This window comes from Pinirhizobacter sp. (assembly GCF_036499745.1).
Taxonomy (GTDB): Bacteria; Pseudomonadota; Gammaproteobacteria; order Xanthomonadales; family Rhodanobacteraceae; genus Pinirhizobacter.
Genome location: NZ_DASYDG010000018.1, coordinates 61,123 through 87,553, shown reverse-complemented (window position 1 = coordinate 87,553; position 26,431 = coordinate 61,123). Strand labels below are relative to the sequence as shown.

The window sequence follows — 26,431 nt, the reverse complement described above, 5'->3', positions numbered from 1 at the left end:
GTATTTGCTTATGGCGTGATCATAAAACGAATTTGGCAAACCCCATACAGGGCGCGCACCTTTGCCTCATTCGATACGTAGGAAAATGTGCATGTCCACAGTCAATATCAAAGTCCAAAGGGCCGACCCGGCCCTGGTTGATGGGCTGGGGCGGCTGGGGGTGGCGACGATCCACGAGGCCCAGGGCCGCCGGGGCCTGCTCGCCAGCCACCTTCGCCCCATCTACGCAGGCGCGCGCATCGCCGGTTCGGCGGTCACGGTGTCCATTCCGCCCGGTGATAACTGGATGATCCACGTGGCCATCGAGCAACTGCACGACGGCGACATCCTGGTAGTGGCGCCCACCAGCGACTGCATCGACGGCTACTTCGGCGACCTGCTGGCGACCTCCGCCGTGGCGCGCGGCTGCCGCGGCCTGGTGATCGATGCCGGCGTGCGCGATGTCCGCGACCTTACATCCATGGGTTTCCCGGTGTGGTCAAAAGCAGTATTTGCCCAGGGCACGGTCAAGGAAACGCTGGGCTCGGTGAACGTGCCGGTGGTCTGCGGCGGTGAGTATGTCCGCGCGGGCGACATCATCCTGGCCGATGACGACGGCGTATGCGTGGTCCGCAACGAAGAAGCCAGTGAAGTGCTCGCCAAGGGCATCGACCGCGAAGCGCGTGAGGAAAAGGTCCGCGAGCGCCTGAGGAGTGGCGAACTGGGCCTGGACATCTACGGCATGCGCGAGCGCCTGGCTGCCAAGGGCCTGACCTATCGGTAACCGCGTGGTTGCCCACCGCTCGATCGCGGCACCGGCCGCAGCCAAAAGCATCCCCACTTACAAAGTAACCCGATGAAGATTTTTGACACACACACGCACGTCATCTCCCCTGATCCTTCGGCCTACCCGAAGGATCCGATAGGCGGGCATCAGTCGGAGTGGTCGCAAGCCCGTCCCGTGGATGCGGCCGGGCTGCTGAAGGCCATCGATGAAGCCGGCATCGCCAGGGCGGTGGTCGTGCAGGCCTCGACCGTGTACGGACACGACAACCACTATGTAGTGGATACCGTCCGCGCCAATCCGACGCGCTTCGTGGGCGTGTATTCGATCGATGCGCTGGCGCCCGACGCCGTGGAGCGCATCGACCACTGGCAGGCCCAAGGGCTTTCCGGTTTTCGCCTGTTCACCACGGGCAGCACCATGCCCGGCCAGTCCGACTGGCTGGGACACAAAGACTCCTACCCCGCCTGGGCCCACGCCGAGAAGCTGGACATCCCGGTGTGCCTGCAGATGACGATGGACGGGCTCCCAGCGCTGCGTTCGCTGCTGGAGCGCTTTCCCCGGGTGCGCGTGCTACTGGACCATTGCGCGCGACCGGACTTGTCCGATGGCGCGCCCTTCACCAAGGCGAAGGCGCTGTTCGACATGGCCAGCTTCCCGGGCGTGTTCCTCAAGCTCACCGACCGCACGCTCGCGGCGGCGGCGGCCGGCAACTCTACCCCAGGCGAATTCCTCAACAGGATCATTCACGTATTCGGCTCCGGCCGAATTGCCTGGGGGTCGAACTTTCCCGCGGCCGAAGGCGCCCTGCCGACGCTGGTCGCCAACGCCCGCCAGTCACTGGCCGGGCTTCCGGCGCATGACCAGGCGATGATCTTCGCCGGCACCGCGGCTTCGGTATACCCGGCACTGTCGCAGGCTGCAACCCATGTCTGACCCGGGAACACTCCGCACGGTACTGGCGACCTCGCCGCTTACCGAACCGCTCAAGAGCGGCGCGGTGGCCAGCGCCGGGCTCACGTTTGATTTCGTCGATGTGTCGCCGGTGCACAAGGCCTTCGCGCCGATGGTCCGCCACGAAAGCTACGATCTGTCGGAGCTGGCAATCGTCACCGCACTGCAGGCGGTGGCCTATGGCCGCCCCATCATCCTGCTGCCCGCCGTGGTGGCTTCACGCTTCCAGCGCGGTTGCCTGATCACGCGCCGTAACAACGGCGTGATGAGCCCGCAAGACCTCCCCGGCAAGCGAATCGGTGTGCGTGCCTACACACAGACCACTGGTATGTGGGTGCGTGCGCACCTGTCCGAGGACTATGGCCTTGCCACTGCCGCCATGCACTGGCTTACCCGCGATCCCGCCCATGTGGAGCAGTACCAGGATCCGTCTTTCGTCGAGCACGCCACGGATGACAAAACCCTTCTGGACCAGCTGCGCGAAGGCATCACGGACGCCGCGATCCTGGGCAACGACCTTCCCAGGGACGAGGAATTCACGCCCGTGATCGCCGATGCCGGTACGAAAGACAGCGCGTGGTACGACGAGCACGGCTTCGTGCCGATCAACCACCTGGTGTCGGCCAGCATCGCCGCCTGCGAGCGCGACCCGGGTGCGGTACGTTCAGCGTACGGTCTGCTGCTGCAGTCGTTCACCCAACTGCAGCTGCCCGCCGGAAAGCCTTCTCCGTACGCCTTCGGCTTCGACAAATTGCGCGGACCCGTGGAATACGTGATCGAAGCCTGCCTCGAACAGAACCTGTTGCCACGCCGGCTGGGCATCGACGAGGTATTTGGCCCGGCGGAAAAGATCCTCCGAGGGCTCCCCGCATGAACGACGCGATCGTCATGGTGGGACACTCAGCCTGTTGCAGCGCGCCGCACGTCCACCGCGTGGATGCTTCGAATCGATGAATAAAATGACAGCCAACGATATCCAGACGACCGTGCGCTCTCGCCGCCCGTTCTACCAGGACCTTACCTTCCAGGTCGTGGCCGGCATGGTACTGGGCGTCGGCGTCGGCGCCCTGGCGCCGGACATCGGCAAGGATCTCAAGCCGCTCGGCGACATCTTCATCCGGCTGATCCAGATGGTGGTGGGGCTGATCATCTTCTGCACGGTGACGCACGGCATTGCCAGCGTCCGCGACCTGGGCAAGGTGGCGCGCATCGCCATCAAGGCCATGGTGTATTTCGAGGTGGTCACCAGCATCGCGCTTGTGATCGGGCTGGTGACGATCAACGTGCTCAAGCCTGGCGTCGGCATGCACATCGACCCGGCGATGCTGCATACGGCAGTCACGGGCGCCAAGGAGACCACGCATGCGGTGCCCACCGGCTTTGGAGCGTTCCTGGTCAACCTGGTGCCCAGCTCCGCGCTCAATGCATTTGCCCAGGGGGACATCCTGCAGATCCTGGTGTTCTCAGTGCTGTTCGCCTGCGGGCTGGCTTCATTGGGTGAAAAGGCGCAGCCGGTATTGACCGTGATCGATTCCGTGCAGGCTTCGCTGTTCTGGATCATCCGCATGGTGATGAAGATCGCACCGATCGCGGCGTTTGGTGCCATCGCTTTCACCGTGGCGCAGTTCGGCCTGCATACACTGCTGCCGCTGGGCGCGCTGGTGCTCGAATTCCTGCTGACATGCATTCTGTTCATCGGACTGGTGCTCGCGCCGATCTCGGCTTACGCAGGCTTCAACCTGCTCAAGCTGATGCGCTACTTCCGCGAGGAACTGGTGCTGGTGCTAGGCACCAGTTCGTCGGAAAGCGTGTTCCCGCAGCTAACGGCCAAGCTAACGAAGATCGGTGTCAACGAATCGGTGGTGGGCATGGTGCTTCCCACCGCCTACAGCTTCAACCACGATGGTACCTGCCTGTACTTCGCCGCCGTCTCGGTGTTCCTGGCCCAGGCCACGGGCACCGCGCTGGGCTGGGAACAGCAACTTGGCCTGCTGGCGATCCTGCTATTCACGTCCAAGGGAGGCGCAGGTGTTGCCGGCTCCGCCATCGCCGTGCTCACGCTCACCCTGGCTGCCACCAAGACCATCCCCGTCAGCAGCATCGCCCTGATCCTTGGTATCCACCGGATTCTCTCGGCGTTCTTCGTGTTCACCAATATCGCCGGCAACTGCGTTGCCACCGTGGTCGTCGGCCGGTGGGAGAAGGCCGTCGACCAGGAAAAGTTGAAACAAGAACTGGACGCGGGCTACCAGCCCGCCTGATCCATCACATAGCAAGCAGTACAAACCTCGCGAAGCCGAAGGGCTCCGCGATCAGGGAGGGATTGTCCCAATGAATCGCATGACTTACATCGCCGTCGCACTATTCGCGCTGGCAATAGGCCTCACGCCCATGGTCGCTGCCGCGCAGGCGAGCACGCCTGTGTCCAGCGTGCCGGCCAGCAGCTCCAGTACCGCCGACACTGCGTCACCGGACGTGGATGAAACCACGACCAAGGCGACCGCCGGCTCGAAGGGCCCGTTGGCGGCCTGGGCGAAAACGCTGAGAGACGACGGTATCGTCCTGCGCAGCGGCATCATCGACCAGTACGCGCACAACACCACCGGCGGCATCTACCAGGGCCATACCAACGTCGGCCAGTTCAACATCGGTGCCGACTTCGACCTCGACAAGCTGATCGGCATTCACGGTGGCTCGTTCCACTTCACCGTGTACCGCGACTATGGCGAAAGCCTCAACAAGTTCGTCACCGGCACGTTCACCAAGCAGCAGTACATCTACAAGAACGAGTTCTACCGCTGGCACCTGGGCCTTTTCGCATACGAACAGAAGCTCATGGACGACAAGCTCGACATCGTCGCCGGCCGCCTGGGTACCACCACCTACTACGGGCACCTGGTGACCAATTGCCAGTTCGAGTCTGCCGATACCTGCGGCGAGCCGAGGATGCTGGTGTCCGAGGCCGGCTTCAGCCTGCTGCCGTCGGCCACCTGGGGACTGAACGTCAAATACAAGCCCACGGCGCATACCTATATTGAAAGCGGCGTGTTCGAAGTAAACCCGACCACCTCTGCCAGCAACGGCCTGGATTTCTCCATCGCCAACTCCACTGGCATCACGGTACCGGTGGAGTGGGCATGGGCCCAGGCCGACCCGAAGACCACGCGTTATCCGTTTGAACTGAAGATAGGCGGCTTTGTCAGCACGGCGCCGCTGACGGATCCGTACTTCAACACGGCCGGGCGATCCAAGGCCCTGTACGGCGGCTCGGCGCGCACCATCAACAGCAGCCGGGATGGCGTGTACATCATGGGCGACCGCGTGATCTGGCGCCCCAATGACGCCAGCGCGCGCAGCTTCAACGTGTTCGGCGGGATCGTGCAGCAGCTGGAACAGGCGGAGATCATGCGCCAGCAGGTCTATGCCGGCTTCGTCTGGACTTCGCCCTTCACGGCGCGTCCGAAGGACACATTCAATTTCTCGGTCTCCGAATTTGAACTTACGCCCCGCGAGCGGGCATTCCTGCGTGACTCGCGCATCAAGAAGGGTGGCCATGGCAGCAATGCCGCCCACCAGACAGCCTTGGAACTGACCTACGGCGTGCATATCGCCCGTGGCCTGGAACTGATGCCGAGTGTGCAGTACATCGTGCACCCGGATAATTCCAGCATCACCAATACCAAGATCCTGCCGAAGAACCTTTTCACCTTCGGCCTGAGCCTGCGCTGGGACATCGGCAGCATGCTCGGCTTCGAACGTGGACCCGCGGGTGACTGATTTACCTTCCCTGTAGAGCGGAAATGACGATGACGAAGAAAACAGCTTTGGTAGTGAGCGCGCACTCGGCAGACTTCGTGTGGCGCGCCGGCGGGGCGATCGCGCTGCACGCGGCAGCTGGGTGGGACGTCACGGTGGTCTGCCTTTCCTACGGTGAGCGTGGAGAATCGGCCAAGCTGTGGCGTAAAGACGGCATGACGCTGGAGAAGGTCAAGAGCGAGCGGCAGCGTGAAGCTGAGAATGCGGCAAATCAGCTAAACGTGGCCGATATCCAGTTCTGGGACCTGGGCGACTACCCGATCGCGCTATCGACCGAATCGCTGTTCCGGCTTGCCGAACTCTACCGCGCCGCCCGGCCGTCATGGACCATGACGCATTCGCGCCTCGATCCCTACAACGCCGATCACATGGCAGTCAGCGCCTTCGCCCAGGAGGCCCGCATCGTCGCCCAGGCGCACGGACACAACCCGGATGTGCCGGTGATCGGTGCACCGCAGGTTTACCTGTTCGAACCCCACCAACCCGAACAATGCGCCTGGAAACCGAACGTGATCCTCAATATCACCGAGGTATGGGAAAAGAAGCGGGCAGCCATCGAGTGCATGGAAGGCCAGGAGCACCTTTGGGAGTACTACACCCGGGTGGCGATGCAGCGTGGTGTTCAGGGCGGAAGGAATTCGGGCACGCCGATGACTTACGGCGAGGCGTATGAGGCTGTCTTTCCCTCGGTGGTCGGTGTACTGGGGTAGGCAAGGCGATACCTTCCGCACTTTGCGCCGGAGAGGTTAAGCGTTAAGTTGCGCTTCTAACCCCGCATCCTCCGGAGATCCCCGCATGCCCCGTGCCGTCCTGACTGGCCGTTCGCTTATCGCGCATCGCAAGTTCTCGCGTCTATCCCTTGCACTGGCGATGGCACTGGCAGCCGGCAGTGCGGCAGCCCAGCCGGCGCGCACCGACAGCGTGCCACCGCCCCAGGACACGCCTTACGCGGGAACGGTGGCGCTTCATGTCGATGCCAATGACACCGTGCAGGGAATTTTCCGCGTCCGTGAAACCATTCCGGTCAAGCCGGGCGCCTTGACCTTGCTGTACCCGCAATGGATTCCCGGCGACCATTCGCCGAGCGGCCCCATCGCGATGCTCGCCGGCCTCAAGCTCAGCGCCAACGGCAAGCCGCTTGCGTGGTTGCGTGACAAATACAACATGTACGCCTTCCATGTGGATGTCCCTGAGGGCGTTTCTTCCGTCGATGCAGAATTCCAGTATCTGTCCGGCCGCGCCGATGACGGTGGCTTCGAGATCACCGATCGCATGATGGACATGGAGTGGAGCAAGGTCGCGCTTTATCCCGCCGGCCATTTCTCCCGCGGCATCACGTTCGTTCCCAGCATGACCTTGCCGCATGGCTGGCAGTTCGGTACCGCCCTGGAAACAGCCTCGCAGTCGGGCGACACCACCACCTTCAAGCCGGTGACGTTCAACAACCTGGTGGATTCCCCGGTCTACGCGGGCCAGTACTTCAAGCGCGTGGACCTAAACCCGGGCGACAAGGGCCCGGTGCACCTGGACGTTTTCGGCGATAAACCCGAAGACATCGAGATGACACCCGACCAGGTAAAGGTGCATCGCGCGTTGGTGACGCAGGCGGTGAAGCTGTTCGGCTCACACCACTACGATCACTACGATTTCCTGTTCTCGCTGTCCGATCAGTTGGGCGGTAACGGCACCGAGCATCACCAGTCCAGCGAAGATGGCCTGGACCGGGACTATTTCACGGGCTGGAAGGATGGGGCGCCCGGACGGGACCTGCTTGCCCATGAGTACGTGCATTCGTGGAATGGCAAGTTCCGCCGCCCGGAAGACCTCTGGACGCCGAACTTCAACGTGCCGATGGCGAATTCCCTGCTGTGGGTATACGAGGGGCAGACCCAGTACTGGGGCTACATCCTTACCGCGCGGTCGGGTATCTGGTCGCCGCAGGAATTTCGCGATGCCCTGGCCATGACGGCCGCCAACTACGAACGCAACCGCGTGGGCTTCCAGTGGCGGACACTTACCGACACCACCAACGACCCCACGATCGCCCATCGCACCAGCCTGCCCTTCCGCAGCTGGCAGATGAGCGAGGAGTACTACAGTGGCGGCCAGATGATGTGGCTGGAGGTGGATGCCAAGCTGCGTAGCCTCACGCAGGATCACAAATCACTGGACGATTTCGCGCGCGCGTTCTTCGGCGTCGACAACGGCAGTTACGTCACCAAGACGTATACCTTCGACGACGTGGTGGCGGCCTTGAATGGCGTGGCCAAGTACGACTGGGCGAGCTTCCTGCATGCGCATGTGGACACACTCAATCCGCCCCTGGAAGACGGCATCGCCGGTACCGGCTGGAAACTGGTCTACACCGACCAGGAAAGTGCCTACGAGAAGCAGTACAACAGCCGGCCGGAACCATCCCGTCATCTGTTCAACTTCACCTGGTCGGTCGGCCTGACCATGAACGACAAGGGACAGGTGAACGACGTGCGCTGGGATGGGCCGGCGTTCAAGGCGGGTGTGAGTACCGGCGCCACGCTGGTCGCCGTGAACGGCAAGACCTACTCGAAGGATGTGCTGAAAGACGAGATCACCGCGGCGAAGAACGGCAAGGCGCCCATCGAGCTTCTGATGAAGTACCAGGGTGGTTACCGGACGGTCGCTGTGGATTACCACGGCGGCCTGCAGTATCCGCATCTGGTGCGTGTTGAAGGGACGCCGGACTATCTGAGCGAGATCATCGCGGCGCACAAGTAGGGGATCAAGAGGCGGTCTGCGAGCCGCCTCATCTCCATAACTTTATAATTTTACTTAGTTTTTGGCATTTTTGTTGATTAGCCGATGACTTAGGTTACCGGCTACATTCTTGATAAGGAGGATAAGAATTCATATGATGTGAGCCGTACCCGACACTTCGTCGAGATCGGTAAGACGCCATGACCCACGCGGCCGAAGAGAAACACTGGGCATCGCTAGAGGTGCCGTCGCATGGTGGACAGGTCCAGTACGCCCACGGCGACATTCACCAGCTGTCGCGCCGACGGGCAAGCAGCGGTGTTTACCTGCGTGTCATCGCAGAAGCCCAGGCTTTGACCAAGCCCGTGATCGCGGAGTTGGATGGCGTCGCTGAGAAGATCCTGCATCAGGCCGCCCATGCGTCCGCGCGCCGCGTCATCGAAGGTTATTGGGAAAAGAACACCTCGGTCATGGACTTCGTCTACGAACGCGGCAAACAGCTTCGCCCAGTCGCGCCGTCGGAGTTTGCGGAAGTTGTGGAAGCCTGGACCAAACTCTTCCACCGCGCGGGCGCGCAATTGGGGCCCCCTTACATCATCCAGCTCGAACGCGCTGGTTCGATGGGCTCATTGGCCCAGGTCTGGGATGACCTTGCCCGCACCATCGATACGGCGATGGAGTTCCCCGCAACGGCGCGTCACAACAGCGCTTCCGTGGCGGCACCCGCAGATCCCGCCGACGCCCGGCGCACGACGCTGCTCGCGCTGAATTGGCCCACGTCGATAGAAGTCGGGCGGCGGGCGGGCAGCACATCGCGCAATGTGGCCCAGTGGGCCAAAGACAAACGTGATGCCGGCCAGCTCCTCGGCGCGTGGTCTAGCTCTGAGCGCACCTACCGCCATCCAGGGTTTCAGTTCAACGATGATGGTTCGCTTCGGCCGGAAGTGCGCGACCTGCTTGCCACGCTGGCAGGGAATCCGGCTTGGTCTAACATCTCCGACGCCAATGGCTGGCGTCGAACCTACTGGCTCTACCAACCGTTCCGGTCACTGAATCGCCGGACCATGGCGTTCTGTCCGAACGTGCTCCATGCGGTCAACGACAATCCCAATGATGCGGCCGCGGTGCTCGACTCATACTTGTTGGACGACGCGCCAGAGAACCGCGTGGCCCGCACACCAGCTGATGTCTTCGCTGAGAATCCCCAGGCGGTCATCGCCTTCGCTCGCGCGGAAGTCGCGAGCGCCCTATCTCACACGGAAGTGCCGCCGGTACCGCATGACTGACGAGCTACTTGACCGGGTAAAGCTGCTTACGCTCTGGCCGCGTGAATTCGCCCGCGTGTTTCAGCCGATCTATGGCGACGTCCTCAGCGTTCATCCAGACCCTCCTGGCCGTTTCGCCCTGAAGAACGACATGCCTCGTGGCGTGATTGGCGCTGGCGGCTGGTACCTGGGCGATACGGTTGATGCGGCACTTTGGGAGAGCGTCCTGCGCGACGTCGAACCTGATGATGATGGTGGCGTCTACCTTGATCGGAGCGTACTTGCTCCCTACGCGCTGCAATGGGTGCGGATTCGTGCAAAAGGCGAGATCCTCCGGATGGAACACCCCGCGCGGCGTCATGTCGTCAACGCGTCCAACGTCCGCCTTAACGCGAAGTGGGACCAGCTGGTTGCCGAGGACATCTATCCGCTCACCCACGTAGCTGCAGGCCTGGTGCAGTTGCAGTTCCACTTCGGCTTGATGGAACTTCCCGGAATCTCGTGGCGTTCGCGGCAATCAGACGCGGGAATTGTCCATCTCTTCTACGACCCACCCAGTAACCGTTCGGATTGGGAGATGCTGGGCATCCCTGTTCCGCTAGCCAGTGATGACGGTATCCGGCTTATTCGCGATGCACTGACAGCTGCGAACATGGTCCTGTTGACCGATCCCGTATTGACAGGCGGCACACCTGATCCCGCCGCGCTCTAGAAATCAACGTTGCCGCTTACTTGTAGATTGATTCCATCGAAATCCGTCGCCACTTTTGCGACCGTTACTATGGAACCACGCGGCGTTGTCAGCGATCATCTTCCACGTCACCGGTGTACGCCGGTGACCGGGTGTCAGACCCCGTTTTGAAGGCCGACTACCGCAGGGCAATCCTGCGGTAGTCGTGGTTTCCCCGCCTCCACGGTGGGCAGCCAGGCGGGCGCAAGCCCGACCGTTCCTTCGTACGGGTCTGACCCTGGCTCGCCCGCCACCCACGTCTCGAAAGGTGGATGGCGGCCGTCCCTCGAGCCGGGTGGGCGGATGAACGCATGGAACGCGTGGAAGTGTTCTTGGCTGCCGGTCGCGCACCCCTCCTTCGCCGCGACCGAGGCCCACGGGCTCTCGCCGCCCGCATCGTTCATTCGCCCGATTCGTTTTTCAGCAAAGGGCGGCTTATCCCTTTTGCTTTGCTATCCACGCATGCACGTGATCTTCGAGCACGGGCAAGGGCACCGATCCGAGTTCCAACACCGTGTCGTGGAACGCACGCAAGTCGAACTTCGCCCCGAGCACCTGCTCAGCTTCATGCCGCAACGCCAGAATCCGCAGATACCCCAACTCATACGAGAGCGCCTGCCCCGGCCAGCTGATGTACCGATCCACCTCGTTGACGATCTCGCGCTGGCTTAGCGCCGTGTTCTCCGTCATGTAATCGATGGCCTGCTGTCGCGACCAACCCTCGTGATGGATACCGGTATCCACCACCAGTCGCGCAGCGCGCCACATCTGGTAGCTCAGGTACCCGAACTTCTCGTAGGGCGTGTGATAGATGCCCATCTCCTGGCCCAGGTATTCCGCGTACAACGCCCAGCCTTCCCCATAGGCGGAAATATAACTATCGCGGCGAAACGCCGGCTGGCCTTTCTGTTCGGCGGCCAAGGCCAATTGCAGCGCATGGCCTGGCATCGATTCGTGCAGGGTAAGCGCCGGCATGGCGAATAGCGGGCGCGACGGAAGATCGTAGGTGTTCACCATGTATGTATCCGCGCCACCGCGGCCGGAGGTGTAGTACGGCGCGATGTCCGCCGGCACCGGCACGATGGCGAAGCGCTGACGCGGCAACAGGCCGAAGAACTGGGCAAGCTTGCCATCCACCTGCTTGGCCACCCACGCGGTGCGCATCAGCAGTTCATCCGGCGTCTTCGCGTAGAACTGCGGATCCGATCGCAGGAAGGCCAGGAACTCAGGGAAGCTGCCCTTGAAGCCGCTTTCGGCCATCGTGGCCAGCATCTGCTGGTGGATCTTCGCCACCTGTTCCAGTCCGATTTTGTGGATGGTGTCGGGGTCGAGGTCCAGCGTGGTGTATTCGTGGATCTGCTGGCGGTACCAGGCCTTGCCGTCGGGCATGGCCTCGGCGGCCAGCGTGGTGCGCGCGTGGGGCATGTATTCGTCGTGGAAGAAGGCAAGCAGGCGGCCATAGGCGGGGATCACCTGTTCGCTGATCGTCTTGCGCGCCTGGGCCTCGAAGCCCTCGCGTTGCGCGGCAGGCCATGTGGCCGGCAAATTCTTCATCGGTTGAAAAAACGAGGTGGCGTCCGCGTCCTTCTGGTTGGCCACGGCGGCGATCGAGACATCACGACCGTCCAGCACGGCGCGCGGCACGGTGAAGCCGCGCTTCAACCCCAGGCGCATGTTGGCGATCTGCTGGTCAATGTAGGTACTGACCTGGCCCAGGCGGTCGAGGTAATGCTGCACGTCAGCCGGCGTATGCAGGCTGTCGCCCCCAAGCTGGTAGCCGACGTCCGACCAGAACGCCGAATCGCTGTTGAAAGGCATCTGCCACTGGCCGAAGCGCTGGGCCGCGGCGAGGTTGCCGATCTGGTCGCGGTAGATCGCGTAGTTGATGCGCGCGTCGGGGCTCAGGGTGTTCGGATCCACCTTGGCCAGATCCGCCAGCACATGGTTCCAGTAGGCCAGGCGGCGCATCTGGCTGGCGGCGTCCACATCATCCAGCCGGCCGTTGTTGGGTAGCGACTCGCCCGAACTCTGCACGCCGGCCTGGCCGGTGCGCCAGGCATATTCCCGCTCGTAGATGTGTTTGAAGGCATCGTCGCCCGCTTGCGCGTGCGCGGCGATGCTGGCCACGAGAAGAATACCGGCGAGGATCGGCTTCATGTCATCCCAAGGGAGGCAAGGAAAACCCGATCATCGCATGGCTAGTCCATGCCTCCGAACTGCACGCGCATGGCATCGGTGTAAGCGGCCACGTCGCGGCCGGGTATCGGGGTGAACAGCTCGCCCGTCCGGACCACCCCGGTCATGCGATCGGGGCGGAAATTTCGGAAGTCATCGCGCAGACGGCACCAGCCGCCCAAGGTCCAGGCACAACCCCAGAACGACAGGCATAGCGGTTCGAATTCCCGGTGCGAGGGACGGGCGTCCTTGTCCAGGTAATCGAAGGCGATCACCTGGCGGCTACCGATCGACCCGTGCAGCAGGTCGATAAGCTCACGGTGGGCGTCGCGTTCGTCGTCCTTGTAGAAGGGCGCATAGATCCGCGTACCGGCGGCACGCTCGCGAAGGTCCGGCGGCAGCACGGCCTCGATCTTGGCCAGCGCCGCCGATGCGCCGTCGGCCAGGCGGGACCCGGCGAAGGCGCGGGCGAAGCGCGTGCCCACCACCAGGGCCTCGAGTTCTGCTTCGGTGAACATCAGTGGCGGGATGTCCGCGCCCTTGCGCAGCATGTAGCCCACGCCGGCCTCGCCCTCGATCGGCACGCCGGAGAGCTGCAGGTCCGCCACGTCGCGGTAGATCGTGCGCAGCGATACTTCCAGCGTCTCGGCCAGCCGCCGCGCAGGCATGGCCGTGCGGCGGCCACGGAGGCTATGGATGATGAGGAAAAGACGGTCGGCACGACGCATGCCCCGATGATCGCCCGGAGGCCTTCGAACGGCTAGTGCGGAACGACCAGGCGGGTCGACGCCGCGCGGGGCTTGCCGGCCTTCTTCTTGTGACCGCGGGCGGCTTCGGGCTCCACCGGCGGCAACACCGGGTCGATCACGGTCATGCGGCCCAAAAGGGGCGCATAGGAGGCAACGATGAGGCGCATGATGCGGTTCATGGCGTACTTCCACTATGGCGGGTAACTCATGCTGCGCGCCCCCTGCTGACAGCGTCTTGTCAGCAGGAGACAATGGGACGGACATCCACAAGGCCTCCCATGAAGTCCATTTCCCTGATCCAGTTCCTCATCGAGGAAAAGCGCGCCGGTCATATCAACAGCGAGCTCAGCCTGCTGATCGAGGTGGTCGCCCGCGCCTGCAAACGCATCTCGGTGGCCGTGGCCAAGGGTGCCTTGGGCGGGGTGCTGGGCAACGCCGGCACCGACAATATCCAGGGCGAGGCGCAGAAGAAGCTGGATGTGATCTCCAACGAGATCCTGCTCGAAGCCAATGCCTGGGGAGGCCACCTGGCCGCCTGCGCCTCGGAGGAAATGGACGATCCGCAGCCCATCCCCGACGCCTACCCCAAGGGCCACCACCTGCTGTTGTTCGATCCGCTGGACGGATCGTCCAATATCGATGTGAACGTGTCGGTGGGCACGATCTTCTCGGTGCTGCTCTGCCCGGACGACATCGACGAGGTGCGCGCCGAGCATTTCCTGCAGAAGGGAACCGAACAGGTGGCCGCGGGCTACGTGGTGTACGGCCCCAGCACCCTGCTGGTGTTGACCTTCGGCCACGGCGTGCACGAATTCACCCTCGACCGTGAGCACGGCAGCTTCGTGCTTAGCCGCCGCGGCATGACGATCCCCGCGCAAACGTCCGAGTTTGCGGTGAACATGGCCAACCAGCGGCACTGGGAAGCCCCGATGCAGCGCTATGTCGGCGAACTGCAGGCAGGGTCCACCGGGCCGCGCGGGCGCGATTTCAACATGCGCTGGGTGGCCTCGATGGTGGCCGACGTACACCGCATCGTCACCCGCGGCGGCGTGTTCATCTATCCACTGGACGCACGCATCCGCGAGCAGGGCGGCAAGCTTCGCCTGATGTACGAAGCCAATCCCATGGCCTTCATCGTGGAACAGGCCGGCGGCGCCGCCACCACGGGACGCGAACGCATCATGGGCCTGCAACCTACTGGCCTGCATCAGCGCGTGCCGGTATTCCTGGGCTCGAAGGACGAGATCGAAGTGGTCACCCGGTACCACCTCGAATCCGACGACAGCCGCACCTGATTCCCCACCCGATGAAAGCCCTGCGCGCCCTGCCCCTCCTGGCCAGCTTGCTGCTGGCCGGCTGTTTTGGCCATGCCGACGTCAAGCCCGTCGCTCCTCCGCCGACACCGGCGAAAATTCGCATCGGCCTGGCGCTGGGCGGTGGTGCCGCGAAGGGCTTCGCCCATATCGGCGTGATCAAGATGCTCGAAGCCAGCGGTATCCACCCCGATGTCGTGGCCGGGACCAGCGCCGGCAGCGTGGTGGGAGCGCTCTATGCCAGCGGCATGGATGCCTTCACCCTGCAGGAGCAGGCCTTCTCGCTGGATGAAGCGAAGATCCGTGATGTCGGTTTCTTCGGCGGCGGCCTGGTGAAGGGCGAACTGCTGGAAGACTACGTCAACACGCTGGTCAACAAGCGTTCGATACAGGATCTGCGCATTCCGTTCGCGGCCGTTGCCACCAACCTGCAGACGGGCGATCGCGCCGTGTTCGTCAGCGGCAACACCGGGCAGGCGGTACGCGCTTCCAGTTCGATCCCCGGTGTGTTCCAGCCCACCGACATCAACGGCGTGCCCTACGTCGATGGCGGCGTGGTAAGCCCGGTACCCGTGGATGCTGCCCGGCAACTTGGCGCCGACATCGTGATCGCGGTAGATATCTCGGCCAAAGTCAGCCGCACGCGGCCGGAAGGCATGATGGGCGTGGTCGGGCAGTCGATCACCATCATGGGCCAGAAGCTCGGCGAACAGGAACTCTCGCGCGCGGATGTGGTGATCCGTCCGAAGGTGGGCCAGATCGGGCCCACCGACTTCGATGCGAAGAACATGGCCATCCTGGAAGGCGAGCGTGCCGCGCTGGCGGCAATCCCGGCGATCAAGGCGGCGATTGCGGCGAAGCAGGCGTTGCGCTCGTCTGGTGGCGCCAGCCCCTGATGGCGGGCAAGGTTATGAAACATTCGTATCCTTCGGACGTTCACGTTCGCCCGGGGAACTAGGTCTTATCGGCGGCAGGGATGTTAATCGAGAAGAGAACTGCTGCAATCTTCCAGCCGTCATTGGTGCGAATGACGGACCAGCTGATACGACCATGCCCGTTGCCTTGCGCGAGAACGTAGTCAAACGACACCGCGCCAACAGTGCCGTCCGTGTTGATGGTCAGGTTGCTAGTTTCATCTGGCTGGTTCTTTACTTCGTTTGGAACCGAGTCTTTGGCCGTATATGACGTGGTGCGCGGAATCGATTGCTTGGGATTCGCAGCGACAATCACTGCGTATGATTTCGCAGCGAGTGCGCTAATGACAGGAGCCGATTCGTTCAAATATAAAGACAGCACAGTGCGCGCATCCTTCTGCTTCACGCCTGCCTGATACTTTGAAAAAAGATCCCGGAGTGCGCGTATATCCTCGGTCGGCCCAGTCGACAATGCCACTCCATCGCCATGAACCGCCGCCGCGGATACAGGTGCTTTCTCGAAAGCCTGCGCATATCCGGCCACAAGTAGGAACGCCAAAACGCCAAAACGCTTCATGCGACCAATCCTTTAAGGGTAAGCAGGCTCCCCGCCTGCCTCTCTAGGACAAATGCGCGGTACTTAAGTTCATCCTGATCTACGGATCGAAGGACTAGTGCGTTTCCGACGCCACATTGGATTGAGTAGAACTTGCACCGCTGACATGTCGAGCTCGCTCCCATGTTTCTGTCACGGGAACGTCCTTGTACTTTGGCGTCAGTAGATGATCACCGAGCGAATGCTCTTGCCTTCATGCATCAGGTCAAAGGCGTGGTTGATATCCTCCAGCCCCATCGTGTGCGTCACGAACGGATCGATCTTGATCTCGCCGCCCATGTAGCGGTCGACGTAACCCGGTAGCTGCGAGCGGCCTTTCACCCCGCCGAAGGCCGAGCCACGCCATACGCGCCCGGTGACCAGTTGGAATGGACGGGTGCTGATTTCCTGCCCCGCGCCGGCCACGCCGATGATCACCGACTCGCCCCAGCCCTTGTGGCAACACTCCAGCGCCGCGCGCATCAGGTTGACGTTGCCCACGCACTCGAAGGAATAGTCCACGCCGCCATCGGTGAGGTCCACGATCACCTGCTGGATCGGGGTGTCGGGATAGTCCTTCGGGTTGATGCAATCGGTGGCGCCGAGCATGCGTGCCATGGCGAACTTCTCGGGGTTCACGTCGACCACCACGATGCGGCCGGCCTTGGCCATCACCGCACCCTGCACCACCGAAAGCCCAATGCCGCCCAGGCCGAAGATGGCCACCGAGGCGCCCGGTTCCACCTTGGCGGTGTTGAGCACCGCGCCGATGCCGGTGGTGACGCCGCAGCCGAGCAGGCAGACCTTGTCCAGCGGCGCATCCTTGTTGATCTTCGCCAGCGAAATCTCCGGCAGCACGGTAAATTCACTGAAGGTGCTGGTGCCCATGTAGTGCAGCAGAGGCTTGCCGCCGAGCGAGAAGCGCGAGCTGCCGTCGGGCATCACACCGCGGCCTTGCGTGGCGCGGATCTTCTGGCAAAGGTTGGTTTTTCCTGAAAGACAGAATTTGCACTCGCCGCACTCGGGTGTGTACAGCGGGATCACATGATCGCCCACCTTGAGGCTGGTCACGCCCTCGCCCACTTCCTCGACGATGCCACCACCCTCGTGGCCCAGGATCACCGGGAAGGCGCCTTCCGGATCGGCGCCGGACAGGGTGAAGGCATCGGTGTGGCACACGCCGGTGGCAACGATGCGCACCAGCACTTCGCCGGCCTTCGGGCCCCCGACGTCGATCTCTTCGATGGAAAGCGGTTTACCGGCCTCGAAGGCCACGGCGGCGCGTGATTTCATGGGCGTGATGCTCCGTTGCAAAAGTGCAAACCCAAAGTCTAACGCACCGCGTTGAGCACCAGCACCCGGAAGATCAACGCCACGATGCCCACCGCCAGCACACCGCCGGCATACAGCAACACGAACCAGCCCAGCCGCTTCCATATCGACGGTTTGGTCGCTGGCGTGTCCATCAGTGGTAACCCTCGTCGCCGGGCCGCACCTTGCCGCGGAACACCCAGTACGAAAGCGCGGTATAGGAAAGGATGATCGGCAGGATGATCAAAACACCCACCAGCGTGAATATCTGGCTGGAGTGCGGTGAGGACGCCTCCCAGATGGTGAGCGAAGGCGGGATGATGTTCGGGTAGATGCTGATCAACAGGCCCGTATAGCCCAGGAAGATAATGCCCTGCGTCAGCGCGAACGGCTGCCATTCGTGCGCTCGGTTCGCGCCGCGGATGATCCCCGCCACGCATGCCAGCACCAGCACCGGTACTGGCGCGAAGTAAATGAAATGCATGCCGCTGAACCAGCGGTCGGCGATGTACTGATGGCCCAGTACCGTCCACAGGCTTACCACGCCGATGATCGCAAGCAGTGTCAATGCGAGCGGCTTCAACATCAGGCGCATCCGGCGCTGCAGTTCGCCGTCGGTCTTCATCACAAGCCAGGCGCAGCCGGTGGTGGCATAAGTGAGCAACAGGCCAAGCCCGCAGAACAGCCCGAACGGTGACAGCCAGCCGAAGGTATTGCCGACGAACTTGCCGTCGACGATCGCGATGCCTTGCAACAAGGTGCCCAGGATCAAACCCTGGCAGAAGGTCGCGGTGGCCGAGCCCAGCATGAAGGCCAGGTCCCACAGGTGCTGTGTTCGCATGGCCTTGGCGCGGATCTCGAAGGCCACGCCGCGGAAGATCAAGCCGCACAGCATGGCCACCAGCGGAAGGTACACCGCGGGCAACAAGGTGCCATAGGCCACGGGGAAGGCCGCGTAGAGGCACGCACCACCGAGCACCATCCAGGTTTCATTGCCGTCCCACACCGGCGCCACGGTGTTGAGCATCACCTGGCGCTCGCCTTCACGGTTGAAGAAGGGGAACAGCAGGCCTATCCCCAGATCGAAGCCGTCGAGCAGGATATAGAGGAAAACACCAAGGCCGATGATCGCGGCCCACACCATGGGGAGGTCGATATGCATGGCCGCCTACTCGTCGATGGGATCGGTGGGACGGGACATCGGCCGGTGGTCGTAGCGCGCGCTGCCCTTGCCGGTGTCACCGTGCGTGTCGACATCGTGCTCGGGCGACGGGCCTTTGCCCATCAGCTTGAGCATGTAGTAGATGCCCGTGCCGAATACCAGGAAGTACACGATGACAAAGATCATCAGCGACGTGCCTACCTGCTGCGCCGACAGTGCCGATGATGCGTCTGCCGTTCGCAGCACGCCGTACACCACCCACGGCTGGCGCCCGGCCTCCGTGGTCACCCAGCCAGCCAGGAGCGCAATCAATCCTGACGGGCCCATCCATAGTGCGAACCGTTGCAGCCAGCGTGCTTCATAAAGCTTCTGCTTCGGCCGTGACAGCAAACCCAGCACGCCCAGCAGCAGCATCAACAATCCCATGCCGACCATGATCCGGAAGCTCCAGAACACGATGGTCGAATTGGGACGGTCCTCCGGCGCGAAATCCTTCAGGCCCTTGATCTCGCCATCCCAGCTATGGGTCAGGATCAAACTACCCAGGTGAGGAATTTTCACTGCGTAATCGGTGCGCTCGTTCTTCATGTCCGGCCAGCCGACCAGGTTCAGCGAGGTGCCGCCCTTCTCCGTTTCCCACAGGCCTTCGATGGCGGCGATTTTCGCCGGCTGGTACTGGCGGGTGTTCAGGCCGTGCGCGTCGCCCACGGCGATCTGGATCGGCACCGTCACCAGGATCATCCACATCGCCATCGAGAAGGATGTCTTCACTCCCGGATCGCGCCGTCCGCGCAGCAGGTGCCACGCGCCGCACGCCGCTACCAGCGTGGCCGACACAATGAATGCAGCCAGCGCCATGTGCATCAGGCGGTATGGAAACGATGGATTGAAGATGACCGCAAACCAGTCCACCGGGACGATCCTGCCGTCGACGAATTCATAGCCCTGGGGCGTCTGCATCCAGCTGTTGGACGATAGGATCCAGAACGTGGAGATCAGCGTGCCCACCGCTACCATCAAGGTGGCCAGGAAATGCAGCTTCGGGCCCACGCGGTTCCAGCCGAACAGCATGATGCCGAGAAATCCCGCTTCAAGGAAAAATGCAGTAAGTACTTCGTAGGCGAGCAACGGTCCGGTAACAGCCCCGGCAACGCGCGAGAAACCGGCCCAGTTGGCGCCGAACTCGTAGCTCATCACCACGCCTGAGACCACGCCCATGCCGAAGCCCACGGCGAATATCTTCGACCAGAAGTTGAAGAGCTCGCGGTAGACCTGTTTGCCCGTGCGCAGCCACAGGCCCTCGAGCACGGCCAGGTAGCTGGCAAGCCCGATGCTTATGGCCGGGAAGATGATGTGGAAGGAGACGGTAAAAGCGAACTGCAGCCGCGCCAGGGTAAGGGCATCGTTGGCGACGATCATGGCCGCGGTGCTCCAGGGCCAGCTTCAACGAGGATGGACGGCATGATGGCGACCCCATTTCGTGATGTGCCCAGCATACGCCCGACCCACCGCCGCGCACACGGGTGCGGCGTTTTGCGCTACCGGTGCACTGCGGCAAACTGCCCTGTCAGTGCAGTTTGAGCAACGGGCGCGTTCCCCGGGTGAGCAAGCCGCCCAGTATCAGCAGGCCGGTTTTCATCCAGCCATACAGCGCCGCCTGGTGCATGCGGTAAAGCGAGACATAAACCACGCGCGCGAGTTTTCCTTCCACCATGCGGCCGCCGAAGAGATCGCCGATAGCCGAGTGCGAAGCAAGCGACACCAGTGAGCCGTGGTCCTTGTAGATGAAGGGCTTCATCGGCTTGCCCTCGGCACGGCGGACGAAATTGGCGGCGAGCAGGCTGGCCTGCTGGTGGGCCGCCTGGGCGCGTGCCGGGACGATGCCGCTGCGGCCGTCGCCCAGCGGGCATGCCGCGCAGTCACCGAAGGCAAACACCGATGGATCGCGCGTGGTGGCCAGGGTGGCATCCACCACCAGCTGGTCGACGCGGTTGGTTTCCAGGCCATCGAGCTCGTGCAGGAAGGCCGGTGCGCGAATGCCCGCGGCCCAGACCACGATGTCGGCGGCGAAGCGGTGGTCGGCGCCGGCGTATACGGCACCGGCTTCCACCCGGCGCACGGGGCATGCGGTATGTACCTGGACGTCAAACTCCTCGCGCAGCCGCGTGGTCACTTCGTGGCCGATACGCTCGGGCAACGCCGGCAGCACGCGCGTGCCGGCTTCCAGCAGGATGATTTCAAGCGCGACTGTCTCCGCGTCGCCGGCGTAGTGGGCATAAAGATTCGCCGCATCGCGCAGTTCCGCGGAAAGCTCCACGCCCGTGGCACCGGCACCTACCACGGCCACTCGCACCGGCATGCCGTCGTCGCGCGAGCGCGCAGCGATGAAGCGATCACGCAGGCGGCGGCGCAGGGCCTCTGCCTGCTCGCGGGTATCGAGGAAGATGGCGTGCTCACGTACCCCGGGTGTGCCGAAGTCGTTGCCCAAACTACCCACCGCCAGCACCAATGTGTCGTAAGGCAGCACCCGCGCCGGCACCAGCTGCACACCATCCATGTCCATCTGCGGGGCCAGGCGCAGGCGCTTGTTGGCGCGATCCAGGCCGTCCATGCGGCCGTATTCGTACTCGAATCCGGTCCATGTCGCCTGCGCCATGTAGTTGAGCTCCTCACGCGAGGCGTCGAGGGAGCCGGCGGCCACTTCATGCAGCAGCGGCTTCCATACGTGGGTGAGCGCGGCATCCACCAGCGTTACCGCCGCCAGGCCGGGCTTACCGAGCTTCCCGCCCAGGCGCGTGGCCAGTTCAAGGCCGCCGGCGCCACCACCGACAATCACGATGCGATGCGGATTCCCTGTCACGCGAGGCTTCCTCCGGTTACATGGACCGGGAAACGCTAGCGCAATGCATGTAAGAAACTCGTCGTGTCAGTGCGGGAGCAATTCGAATTCCACCGGCTCACCGGTGGTGGACGAAGGCGACACCCACAACTGGAAAACACCCGGTTCCGCCACCGGCCGCGCATCGGCGCCTGCAAAGGTGAGATCGTGACGGGTGAGGGCGAATTCCACTTCGTGCGTGGAGCCCGCCAGGATCATCACCTTGGCAAATCCCTTGAGTTCACGCACGGGGCGCACGCGGCTGCCCACCTTGTCGTGGATGTAAAGCTGCACGGTTTCCTCGGCATCGCGCTCGCCGTGGTTGGAAACCTTGCAACGGATGGTAAGCACATCGTCCCAGCCCAGTTGCCCGGTGCTGACGGTGGGACGCGCATAGGCAAAGCGCCCGTAGCCCAGGCCGTGGCCGAACGGATACAGCGCCTCGTTGGTAAATTCGCGCCAGCGGGATTTAAAGGCATGCGGCTGGCCCGCGATCTCCGGGCGTCCCGTGCGGCGGTGGTTGTAGTAGTACGGCTGCTGGCCGGAATCCTGCGGGAAACTCACCGGCAGGCGGCCGGAGGGCGAATGGTCGCCGAAGACGACATCGGCCACGCCGGAGCCTGTCTGGCTGCCCAGGAACCAGGTCACCAGGATGGCCTGGGCATCGCGCACGGCGCCGTGAAGCGCCAACGCGCGGCCGTTGCGCAACAGCACGACCACCGGCTTGCCGGTGCTCACAATGGCTTCGGCCAGGGCTTGCTGCACCGCCGGCACCACGATCTGCGTGCGCGATTGCGCTTCGCCGGAATACACCTGCGGTTCGCCGATGGCCAGCAACACCACGTCGGCGGCCTCGGCGGCGGCGATCGCCGCGGCGAAGCCACCGGGCCGTTCCGTCTCGAAATCGCAGCCCGGTTCCACGCTCAGCATGCTTGCGTCGTCCAGCGCCTGGCGCAGGCCGTCGTCCAGCGTGACATGCCGCGCGGCATCGCCGAACAACGTCCAGCAACCTTCCAGGTTCTGCTGGTCGCGGGCGAACGGCCCGATCAGCGCAATACGCTGGCCGGACTTCTTCAGGGGCAGCACGTCGCCGTCGTTCTTCAGCATCACGATCGAGCGGCGCGCGGCGTCGCGGGCAAGCGCGGCGTGTTCGTCGCGAGTGGCATCGGCCGCTTCGCGCACGGCGTCGAGCGAGCGGTAGGGATCGTCGAACAGCCCCACCGTGTTCTTGATATTCAACACCCGGCGTACTGAATCGTCGAGCATCGCCTCGGGCACTTCGCCGCTGGCCACGAGGTCGGGCAGGTGATCGGCGTAGAAGCCGCTCTGCATGCTCATGTCCACGCCAGCGGTGAAGGCCAGCTTCGTGGCGTGGCGCGCGTCGGCGGCAAAGCCGTGGGCGATCAATTCCATGTCGGCGGTGTAGTCAGATACCACCAGCCCCGGGAATTTCCACTCACCGCGCAGCAGGTCGGTCATGATCTCGCGATTGGCTGAAGCCGGCACGCCATTGATGTCGTTGAAGGCACTCATGGTGGTGATGGCGCCGGCGTTGAAGGCGGCCTTGAACGGCGGCAGGTGCACTTCGTGCAACGTCTGCGGCGATATATCCACGCTGTTGTAATCCAGGCCGGCCTGCACCGCCCCGTAGGCGACGAAGTGCTTGGGCGTGGCCAACAGGCTGTCGGCAGCGGTGAGGTCCGGGCCCTGGAAGCCACGCACGCGTGCCTCGGCGAAGCGTGATCCAAGATAGGTATCCTCACCCGCGCCTTCGGCCACGCGGCCCCAGCGCTGGTCGCGCGCAACGTCCACCGCGGGCGCATACGTCCAGTGAATGCCGGCCGCCGTGGCTTCCACCGCAGCCGCGCGGGCGGTGCGTTCGGCCAGTTCAGGTTCGAAGCTGGCGGCCTCACCGAGGGGAATCGGGAACACCGTGCGCATGCCGTGGATCACGTCCGCGCCGAACAGCAACGGGATGCCCAACCGGCTCTCTTCCACCGCCACCCGCTGGGACTCGCGGCCCGCCGCGGCACCCACGCCATTGAACAGCGCGCCCACCTTGCCGGCGCGGATCTGCTCAAGCACCTGGGCGGCGTCGCGGGCGTTGGCCTCGGGATTTACCTCCGGCGCGAACGGACGCAGCGCGTCGGCGAAGCACCCCAGCTGGCCGACCTTCTCATCGATGGTCATGGAAGCGATGAGGGCGTCGATCTCGGCGGGGCTTTTCATTCGGCGGACGGACCTGCAAAAAAATGGCGCCAGCAAAAGGGGCGCGCTTGGCCATGCTCGCCTGGAGACGGCACGGGCGTAAACGTTTACGCGCATTAGATAGCTTTCGGAGCCCTCAATCAACCCAAAGCCCAAGGGGTCAAAGCCTAAGGGGTCAGAGCCGTAATCGAACCCTGCTGGCGCCTCCTCCCATAAATGACTCTGACCCCTAATGCTCGGGGTCTTGCAATGGTGGGATGTCGGCTATATGATTGAGTACACACTCACTTAATTAATGCCTCATGGCCCGTCCCCGTAGTACCGACAAGCGCAATGCCATTCTCGCCGCCGCTTCGCGGGTCATGGGTGAGCTTGGCCTGTCGGCGCCGACGGCGCGGATCGCGCGGGAGGCGGGGGTGGCCGAAGGTACCTTGTTCACCTATTTCGCCAGCAAGGATGTGCTGCTGAACGAGCTTTACCTGGAGCTGAAGGATGGCCTGCGGCTGGCCATGCTGGGCGGGTATCCGGCAATGGCAAGCCTGGAGGAACGGGCGCGCCATGCCTGGTCGGGGTATGTGGCCTGGGGCCTGGCCCATCCGCACGAACGCAAGGTGATGGCCAAGCTCACCCTGTCGGACAAGGTCACGCCTGAGACCCGGGCCACGGGCTCGGCGGCTTTCAACGCCATCACCGTGGCCCTGGGTGAGGTCACCGCCGCAGGTCCGATGGCGGCCCAGGGCGAACGATTCGTGGGAGCGATCATGACGTCGCTGGCGGACACCACGATCGAGTTCATGGCGGCTTACCCGGATAAGGCACCGGAATATGCCGAAGCAGGATTCCGCGCTTTCTGGCTGGTCGCCTCCGGCCATTGATCCATCCATTTCTTCCCTTCAATAAATGAGTGTCTAAACACTCACCTATCATCAGGAGTCATATCATGAGCAAGATCTGGTTCGTTACCGGCGCTTCCCGCGGCCTGGGCCGTGACATCGTCGAAAACCTGCTGGCGCATGGCGAAACCGTCGTGGCCACGGCGCGCGATGCCGCCACGTTGGATGACCTGGCCAAGGCCCACGGCGACGCCCTGCTCGCTACCCGCGTGGACGTTACCGACGCTACGTCGATCAAGGCCGCGGTCGAGACGGCCGTGGCGCGCTTCGGACGCATCGACGTGCTGGTGAACAACGCAGGTTATGGCGAAGTAGTGCCCTTCGAGCAGATGGATTCGGCTGAGTTCCGCTCGCAGATGGAGACCAATTTCTTCGGCGTGGTGGAGGTTACCCGCGCGGTGCTTCCCGTCATGCGCCAGCAGCGATCGGGGTTCATCATGCAGGTGTCCTCCGTCGGCGGCCGCGTGGGCACGCCGGGGTTGTCGGCCTATCAGTCGGCGAAGTGGGCCGTGGGCGGCTTCACTGAAGTCCTGGCGCGAGAGCTTGAGCCCCTGGGCATTCGCATCACCACGCTCGAGCCCGGTGGCATGCGCACCGGATGGGGCCAGCGCGCGCGTGGCAACCGCCAACCGGTGATGGCGGACTACCAACCTTCGGTGGGTGCGCTGAACGACATGCTGGCGCAGTACGTCGGTAACGAAACGGGTGACCCGACGCGCGTCGCCGAAGTGATCCGTCGGCTGGCCGACCACCCCACCCCGCCGCTTCACCTGCTGCTGGGCAGCGATGCCACGCGTTACGCCGGCGAGGTCGATGCCCTGCGCGCGAAAACCGGTGCTGCCTGGAAGGCGGTGAGCGAATCCACCGATTACACTTCAGGCCAGATCCCCGCCTTCCCGGAGTCCGTCGGATGAACATCCTGATCTTCGGCGCCACCGGCATGGTCGGCCAGGGCGTGCTTCGCGAATGCCTGCTGTCGCCGGAGGTCACCTCCGTTCGCGCCGTGGTGCGCTCCAGTACCGGCGTGGTCCACGACAAGCTTGAGGAAATCATCCATAGCGACATGTTCGACCTGTCGCCCGTGGCCAACCGCCTTGGCGGTGTGGACGCCTGCCTGTTCGTGCTTGGGGTATCGTCGTTCCGGATGAAGGAAGACGCCTACACGCGCCTTACCTACGACCTGACAATGGAAGTGGCGACGGTGCTGGACCGTCTGAACCCCGGCATGCGTTTCGAGTACGTATCCGGGGCCAGCACCGACAGCACCGAAGAGGGCAAGTCGATGTGGGCGCGGGTGAAGGGGCGCACCGAAAACGCGCTGCTGCGCCTTTTTCCCGGCCGGGCTTTCATGTTCCGCCCAGGCGTGATCCAGGCACTCAACGGGGCGAAGTCGAAGACGCCGCTGTACAACGCGATCTACATCGTGTTCTCTCCCCTTATGGGCCTGTTGCGCCGCGCCTACCCCAGGACCATCCTCGACACCGAGCGCGTCGGCCGCGCGATGGTGAATGTCGCGGCGCGGGGATTTTCCAAACCCATCCTTGAAACCGGCGACATCGCCGATGCGGCCGGTTAACCATCAACGCGGGTCGAACCCCGCCATGGAGACAAGCTATGCCAGTCACGGGAATCGGCGGTTTCTTCTTCCGGTCGAAAGAACCAGAAAGCCTACGCGCCTGGTACGCCAAACACCTTGGCATCATTGGTGAAGGCTGGTCGGGCTGGCAGCAACAGGCCGGCGTGACCTACGTCGAACCCTTCAAGCACGACACCGATTACTTCGCTGCCGACAAGCACTACATCCTGAACCTGCGCGTGACGGAGCTGGACGCCCTGGTCGCCACCCTTGGCGACGCAGGGATCGAAGCCATCACCAAGGACGAGTGGAATACCCCCGAGACCGGGCGCTTCGCCCGCATCCACGATCCGGAAGGCAACCCCATCGAGCTGTGGGAGCCTCCCGCCGAGTAAT

Annotated in this window: 25 protein-coding genes; 15 read left to right on the top strand and 10 right to left on the bottom strand. The window is 63.3% G+C overall.

Annotated features, from left to right (window positions below; translation table 11 throughout):
• Positions 1-91: 91 nt before the first annotated feature.
• From VGM61_RS06795 to VGM61_RS06755, 9 genes are all read left to right on the top strand, one after another.
• Entirely contained in the window at positions 92-763 is a 672-nt protein-coding gene (locus tag VGM61_RS06795; protein WP_331521994.1) for a 4-carboxy-4-hydroxy-2-oxoadipate aldolase/oxaloacetate decarboxylase, read from the top strand.
• Positions 764-835: 72 nt separating this feature from the next.
• Positions 836-1,699, top strand: coding sequence for an amidohydrolase family protein (locus tag VGM61_RS06790; protein WP_331521993.1), 864 nt, complete (start codon positions 836-838; stop codon positions 1,697-1,699).
• On the top strand, positions 1,692-2,591 hold the full coding sequence (locus tag VGM61_RS06785; RefSeq protein ID WP_331521992.1) for a PhnD/SsuA/transferrin family substrate-binding protein: 900 nt from the start codon (positions 1,692-1,694) through the stop codon (positions 2,589-2,591). The genes VGM61_RS06790 and VGM61_RS06785 overlap by 8 nt, the downstream gene beginning before the upstream one ends.
• Positions 2,592-2,676: 85 nt before the next feature.
• Entirely contained in the window at positions 2,677-3,978 is a 1,302-nt protein-coding gene (locus VGM61_RS06780) for a cation:dicarboxylate symporter family transporter (protein WP_331521991.1), read from the top strand.
• 70 nt (positions 3,979-4,048) lie between these two features.
• Entirely contained in the window at positions 4,049-5,494 is a 1,446-nt protein-coding gene (locus VGM61_RS06775) for a carbohydrate porin (protein ID WP_331521990.1), read from the top strand.
• Between the two features lie 29 nt (positions 5,495-5,523).
• Complete coding sequence (locus tag VGM61_RS06770; RefSeq protein WP_331521989.1) at positions 5,524-6,243, top strand: PIG-L deacetylase family protein; 720 nt, start codon at positions 5,524-5,526, stop codon at positions 6,241-6,243.
• Between the two features lie 85 nt (positions 6,244-6,328).
• Positions 6,329-8,287, top strand: a complete 1,959-nt coding sequence (locus tag VGM61_RS06765; RefSeq protein WP_331521988.1) for a peptidase M61 — start codon at positions 6,329-6,331, stop codon at positions 8,285-8,287.
• A 179-nt stretch (positions 8,288-8,466) separates the two neighbouring features.
• Positions 8,467-9,552, top strand: coding sequence for a hypothetical protein (locus VGM61_RS06760; RefSeq protein WP_331521987.1), 1,086 nt, complete (start codon positions 8,467-8,469; stop codon positions 9,550-9,552).
• On the top strand, positions 9,545-10,243 hold the full coding sequence (locus VGM61_RS06755) for a hypothetical protein (RefSeq protein ID WP_331521986.1): 699 nt from the start codon (positions 9,545-9,547) through the stop codon (positions 10,241-10,243). The genes VGM61_RS06760 and VGM61_RS06755 overlap by 8 nt, the downstream gene beginning before the upstream one ends.
• Positions 10,244-10,696: 453 nt before the next feature.
• Here VGM61_RS06755 and VGM61_RS06750 read toward each other — a convergent pair whose 3' ends face one another.
• From VGM61_RS06750 to VGM61_RS06740, 3 genes are read right to left on the bottom strand one after another with little or no spacing between them, the layout of a single operon-like run.
• Positions 10,697-12,418, bottom strand: coding sequence for a DUF885 domain-containing protein (locus tag VGM61_RS06750; RefSeq protein ID WP_331521984.1), 1,722 nt, complete (start codon positions 12,416-12,418; stop codon positions 10,697-10,699).
• Positions 12,419-12,459: 41 nt separating this feature from the next.
• Positions 12,460-13,164 (bottom strand): YafY family protein, encoded by a 705-nt coding sequence (locus tag VGM61_RS06745; RefSeq protein WP_331521982.1) that lies wholly within the window; start codon positions 13,162-13,164, stop codon positions 12,460-12,462.
• 32 nt (positions 13,165-13,196) lie between these two features.
• Positions 13,197-13,364, bottom strand: a complete 168-nt coding sequence (locus VGM61_RS06740; RefSeq protein WP_331521981.1) for a hypothetical protein — start codon at positions 13,362-13,364, stop codon at positions 13,197-13,199.
• A gap of 99 nt (positions 13,365-13,463) precedes the next feature.
• Here VGM61_RS06740 and VGM61_RS06735 point away from each other — a divergent pair, with 99 nt between their 5' ends.
• Entirely contained in the window at positions 13,464-14,480 is a 1,017-nt protein-coding gene (locus tag VGM61_RS06735) for a class 1 fructose-bisphosphatase (protein ID WP_331521980.1), read from the top strand.
• 11 nt (positions 14,481-14,491) lie between these two features.
• Positions 14,492-15,394: a patatin-like phospholipase family protein gene (locus VGM61_RS06730; RefSeq protein ID WP_331521979.1), complete on the top strand. Its 903-nt coding sequence runs from the start codon at positions 14,492-14,494 to the stop codon at positions 15,392-15,394.
• Between the two features lie 58 nt (positions 15,395-15,452).
• Here VGM61_RS06730 and VGM61_RS06725 read toward each other — a convergent pair whose 3' ends face one another.
• From VGM61_RS06725 to VGM61_RS06695, 7 genes are all read right to left on the bottom strand, one after another.
• Positions 15,453-15,989, bottom strand: a complete 537-nt coding sequence (locus VGM61_RS06725; RefSeq protein WP_331521978.1) for a hypothetical protein — start codon at positions 15,987-15,989, stop codon at positions 15,453-15,455.
• A 198-nt stretch (positions 15,990-16,187) separates the two neighbouring features.
• Entirely contained in the window at positions 16,188-17,300 is a 1,113-nt protein-coding gene (locus VGM61_RS06720) for an S-(hydroxymethyl)glutathione dehydrogenase/class III alcohol dehydrogenase (protein ID WP_331521977.1), read from the bottom strand.
• 38 nt (positions 17,301-17,338) lie between these two features.
• On the bottom strand, positions 17,339-17,473 hold the full coding sequence (locus VGM61_RS06715; protein WP_331521976.1) for a DUF2474 domain-containing protein: 135 nt from the start codon (positions 17,471-17,473) through the stop codon (positions 17,339-17,341).
• Positions 17,473-18,480, bottom strand: coding sequence for a cytochrome d ubiquinol oxidase subunit II (cydB, locus tag VGM61_RS06710; RefSeq protein WP_331521975.1), 1,008 nt, complete (start codon positions 18,478-18,480; stop codon positions 17,473-17,475). The genes VGM61_RS06715 and cydB overlap by 1 nt, the downstream gene beginning before the upstream one ends.
• A 6-nt stretch (positions 18,481-18,486) precedes the next feature.
• Positions 18,487-19,899, bottom strand: a complete 1,413-nt coding sequence (locus tag VGM61_RS06705) for a cytochrome ubiquinol oxidase subunit I (protein WP_331521974.1) — start codon at positions 19,897-19,899, stop codon at positions 18,487-18,489.
• 148 nt (positions 19,900-20,047) lie between these two features.
• On the bottom strand, positions 20,048-21,340 hold the full coding sequence (locus VGM61_RS06700; RefSeq protein WP_331521973.1) for an NAD(P)/FAD-dependent oxidoreductase: 1,293 nt from the start codon (positions 21,338-21,340) through the stop codon (positions 20,048-20,050).
• A gap of 66 nt (positions 21,341-21,406) precedes the next feature.
• Positions 21,407-23,587: a glycoside hydrolase family 3 N-terminal domain-containing protein gene (locus VGM61_RS06695; RefSeq protein ID WP_331521972.1), complete on the bottom strand. Its 2,181-nt coding sequence runs from the start codon at positions 23,585-23,587 to the stop codon at positions 21,407-21,409.
• 281 nt (positions 23,588-23,868) lie between these two features.
• Between VGM61_RS06695 and VGM61_RS06690 the strand changes: the two genes are divergently transcribed.
• From VGM61_RS06690 to VGM61_RS06675, 4 genes are all read left to right on the top strand, one after another.
• Entirely contained in the window at positions 23,869-24,441 is a 573-nt protein-coding gene (locus VGM61_RS06690) for a TetR/AcrR family transcriptional regulator (RefSeq protein ID WP_331521971.1), read from the top strand.
• 65 nt (positions 24,442-24,506) lie between these two features.
• A complete protein-coding gene (locus tag VGM61_RS06685) occupies positions 24,507-25,373 on the top strand; it encodes an SDR family NAD(P)-dependent oxidoreductase (RefSeq protein ID WP_331521970.1) in 867 nt (288 codons plus the stop codon).
• Positions 25,370-26,035: an epimerase gene (locus tag VGM61_RS06680; RefSeq protein WP_331521969.1), complete on the top strand. Its 666-nt coding sequence runs from the start codon at positions 25,370-25,372 to the stop codon at positions 26,033-26,035. Before VGM61_RS06685 ends, VGM61_RS06680 begins: the two co-directional genes overlap by 4 nt.
• 38 nt (positions 26,036-26,073) lie before the next feature.
• Entirely contained in the window at positions 26,074-26,430 is a 357-nt protein-coding gene (locus VGM61_RS06675) for a VOC family protein (RefSeq protein WP_331521968.1), read from the top strand.
• Position 26,431: the final 1 nt, after the last annotated feature.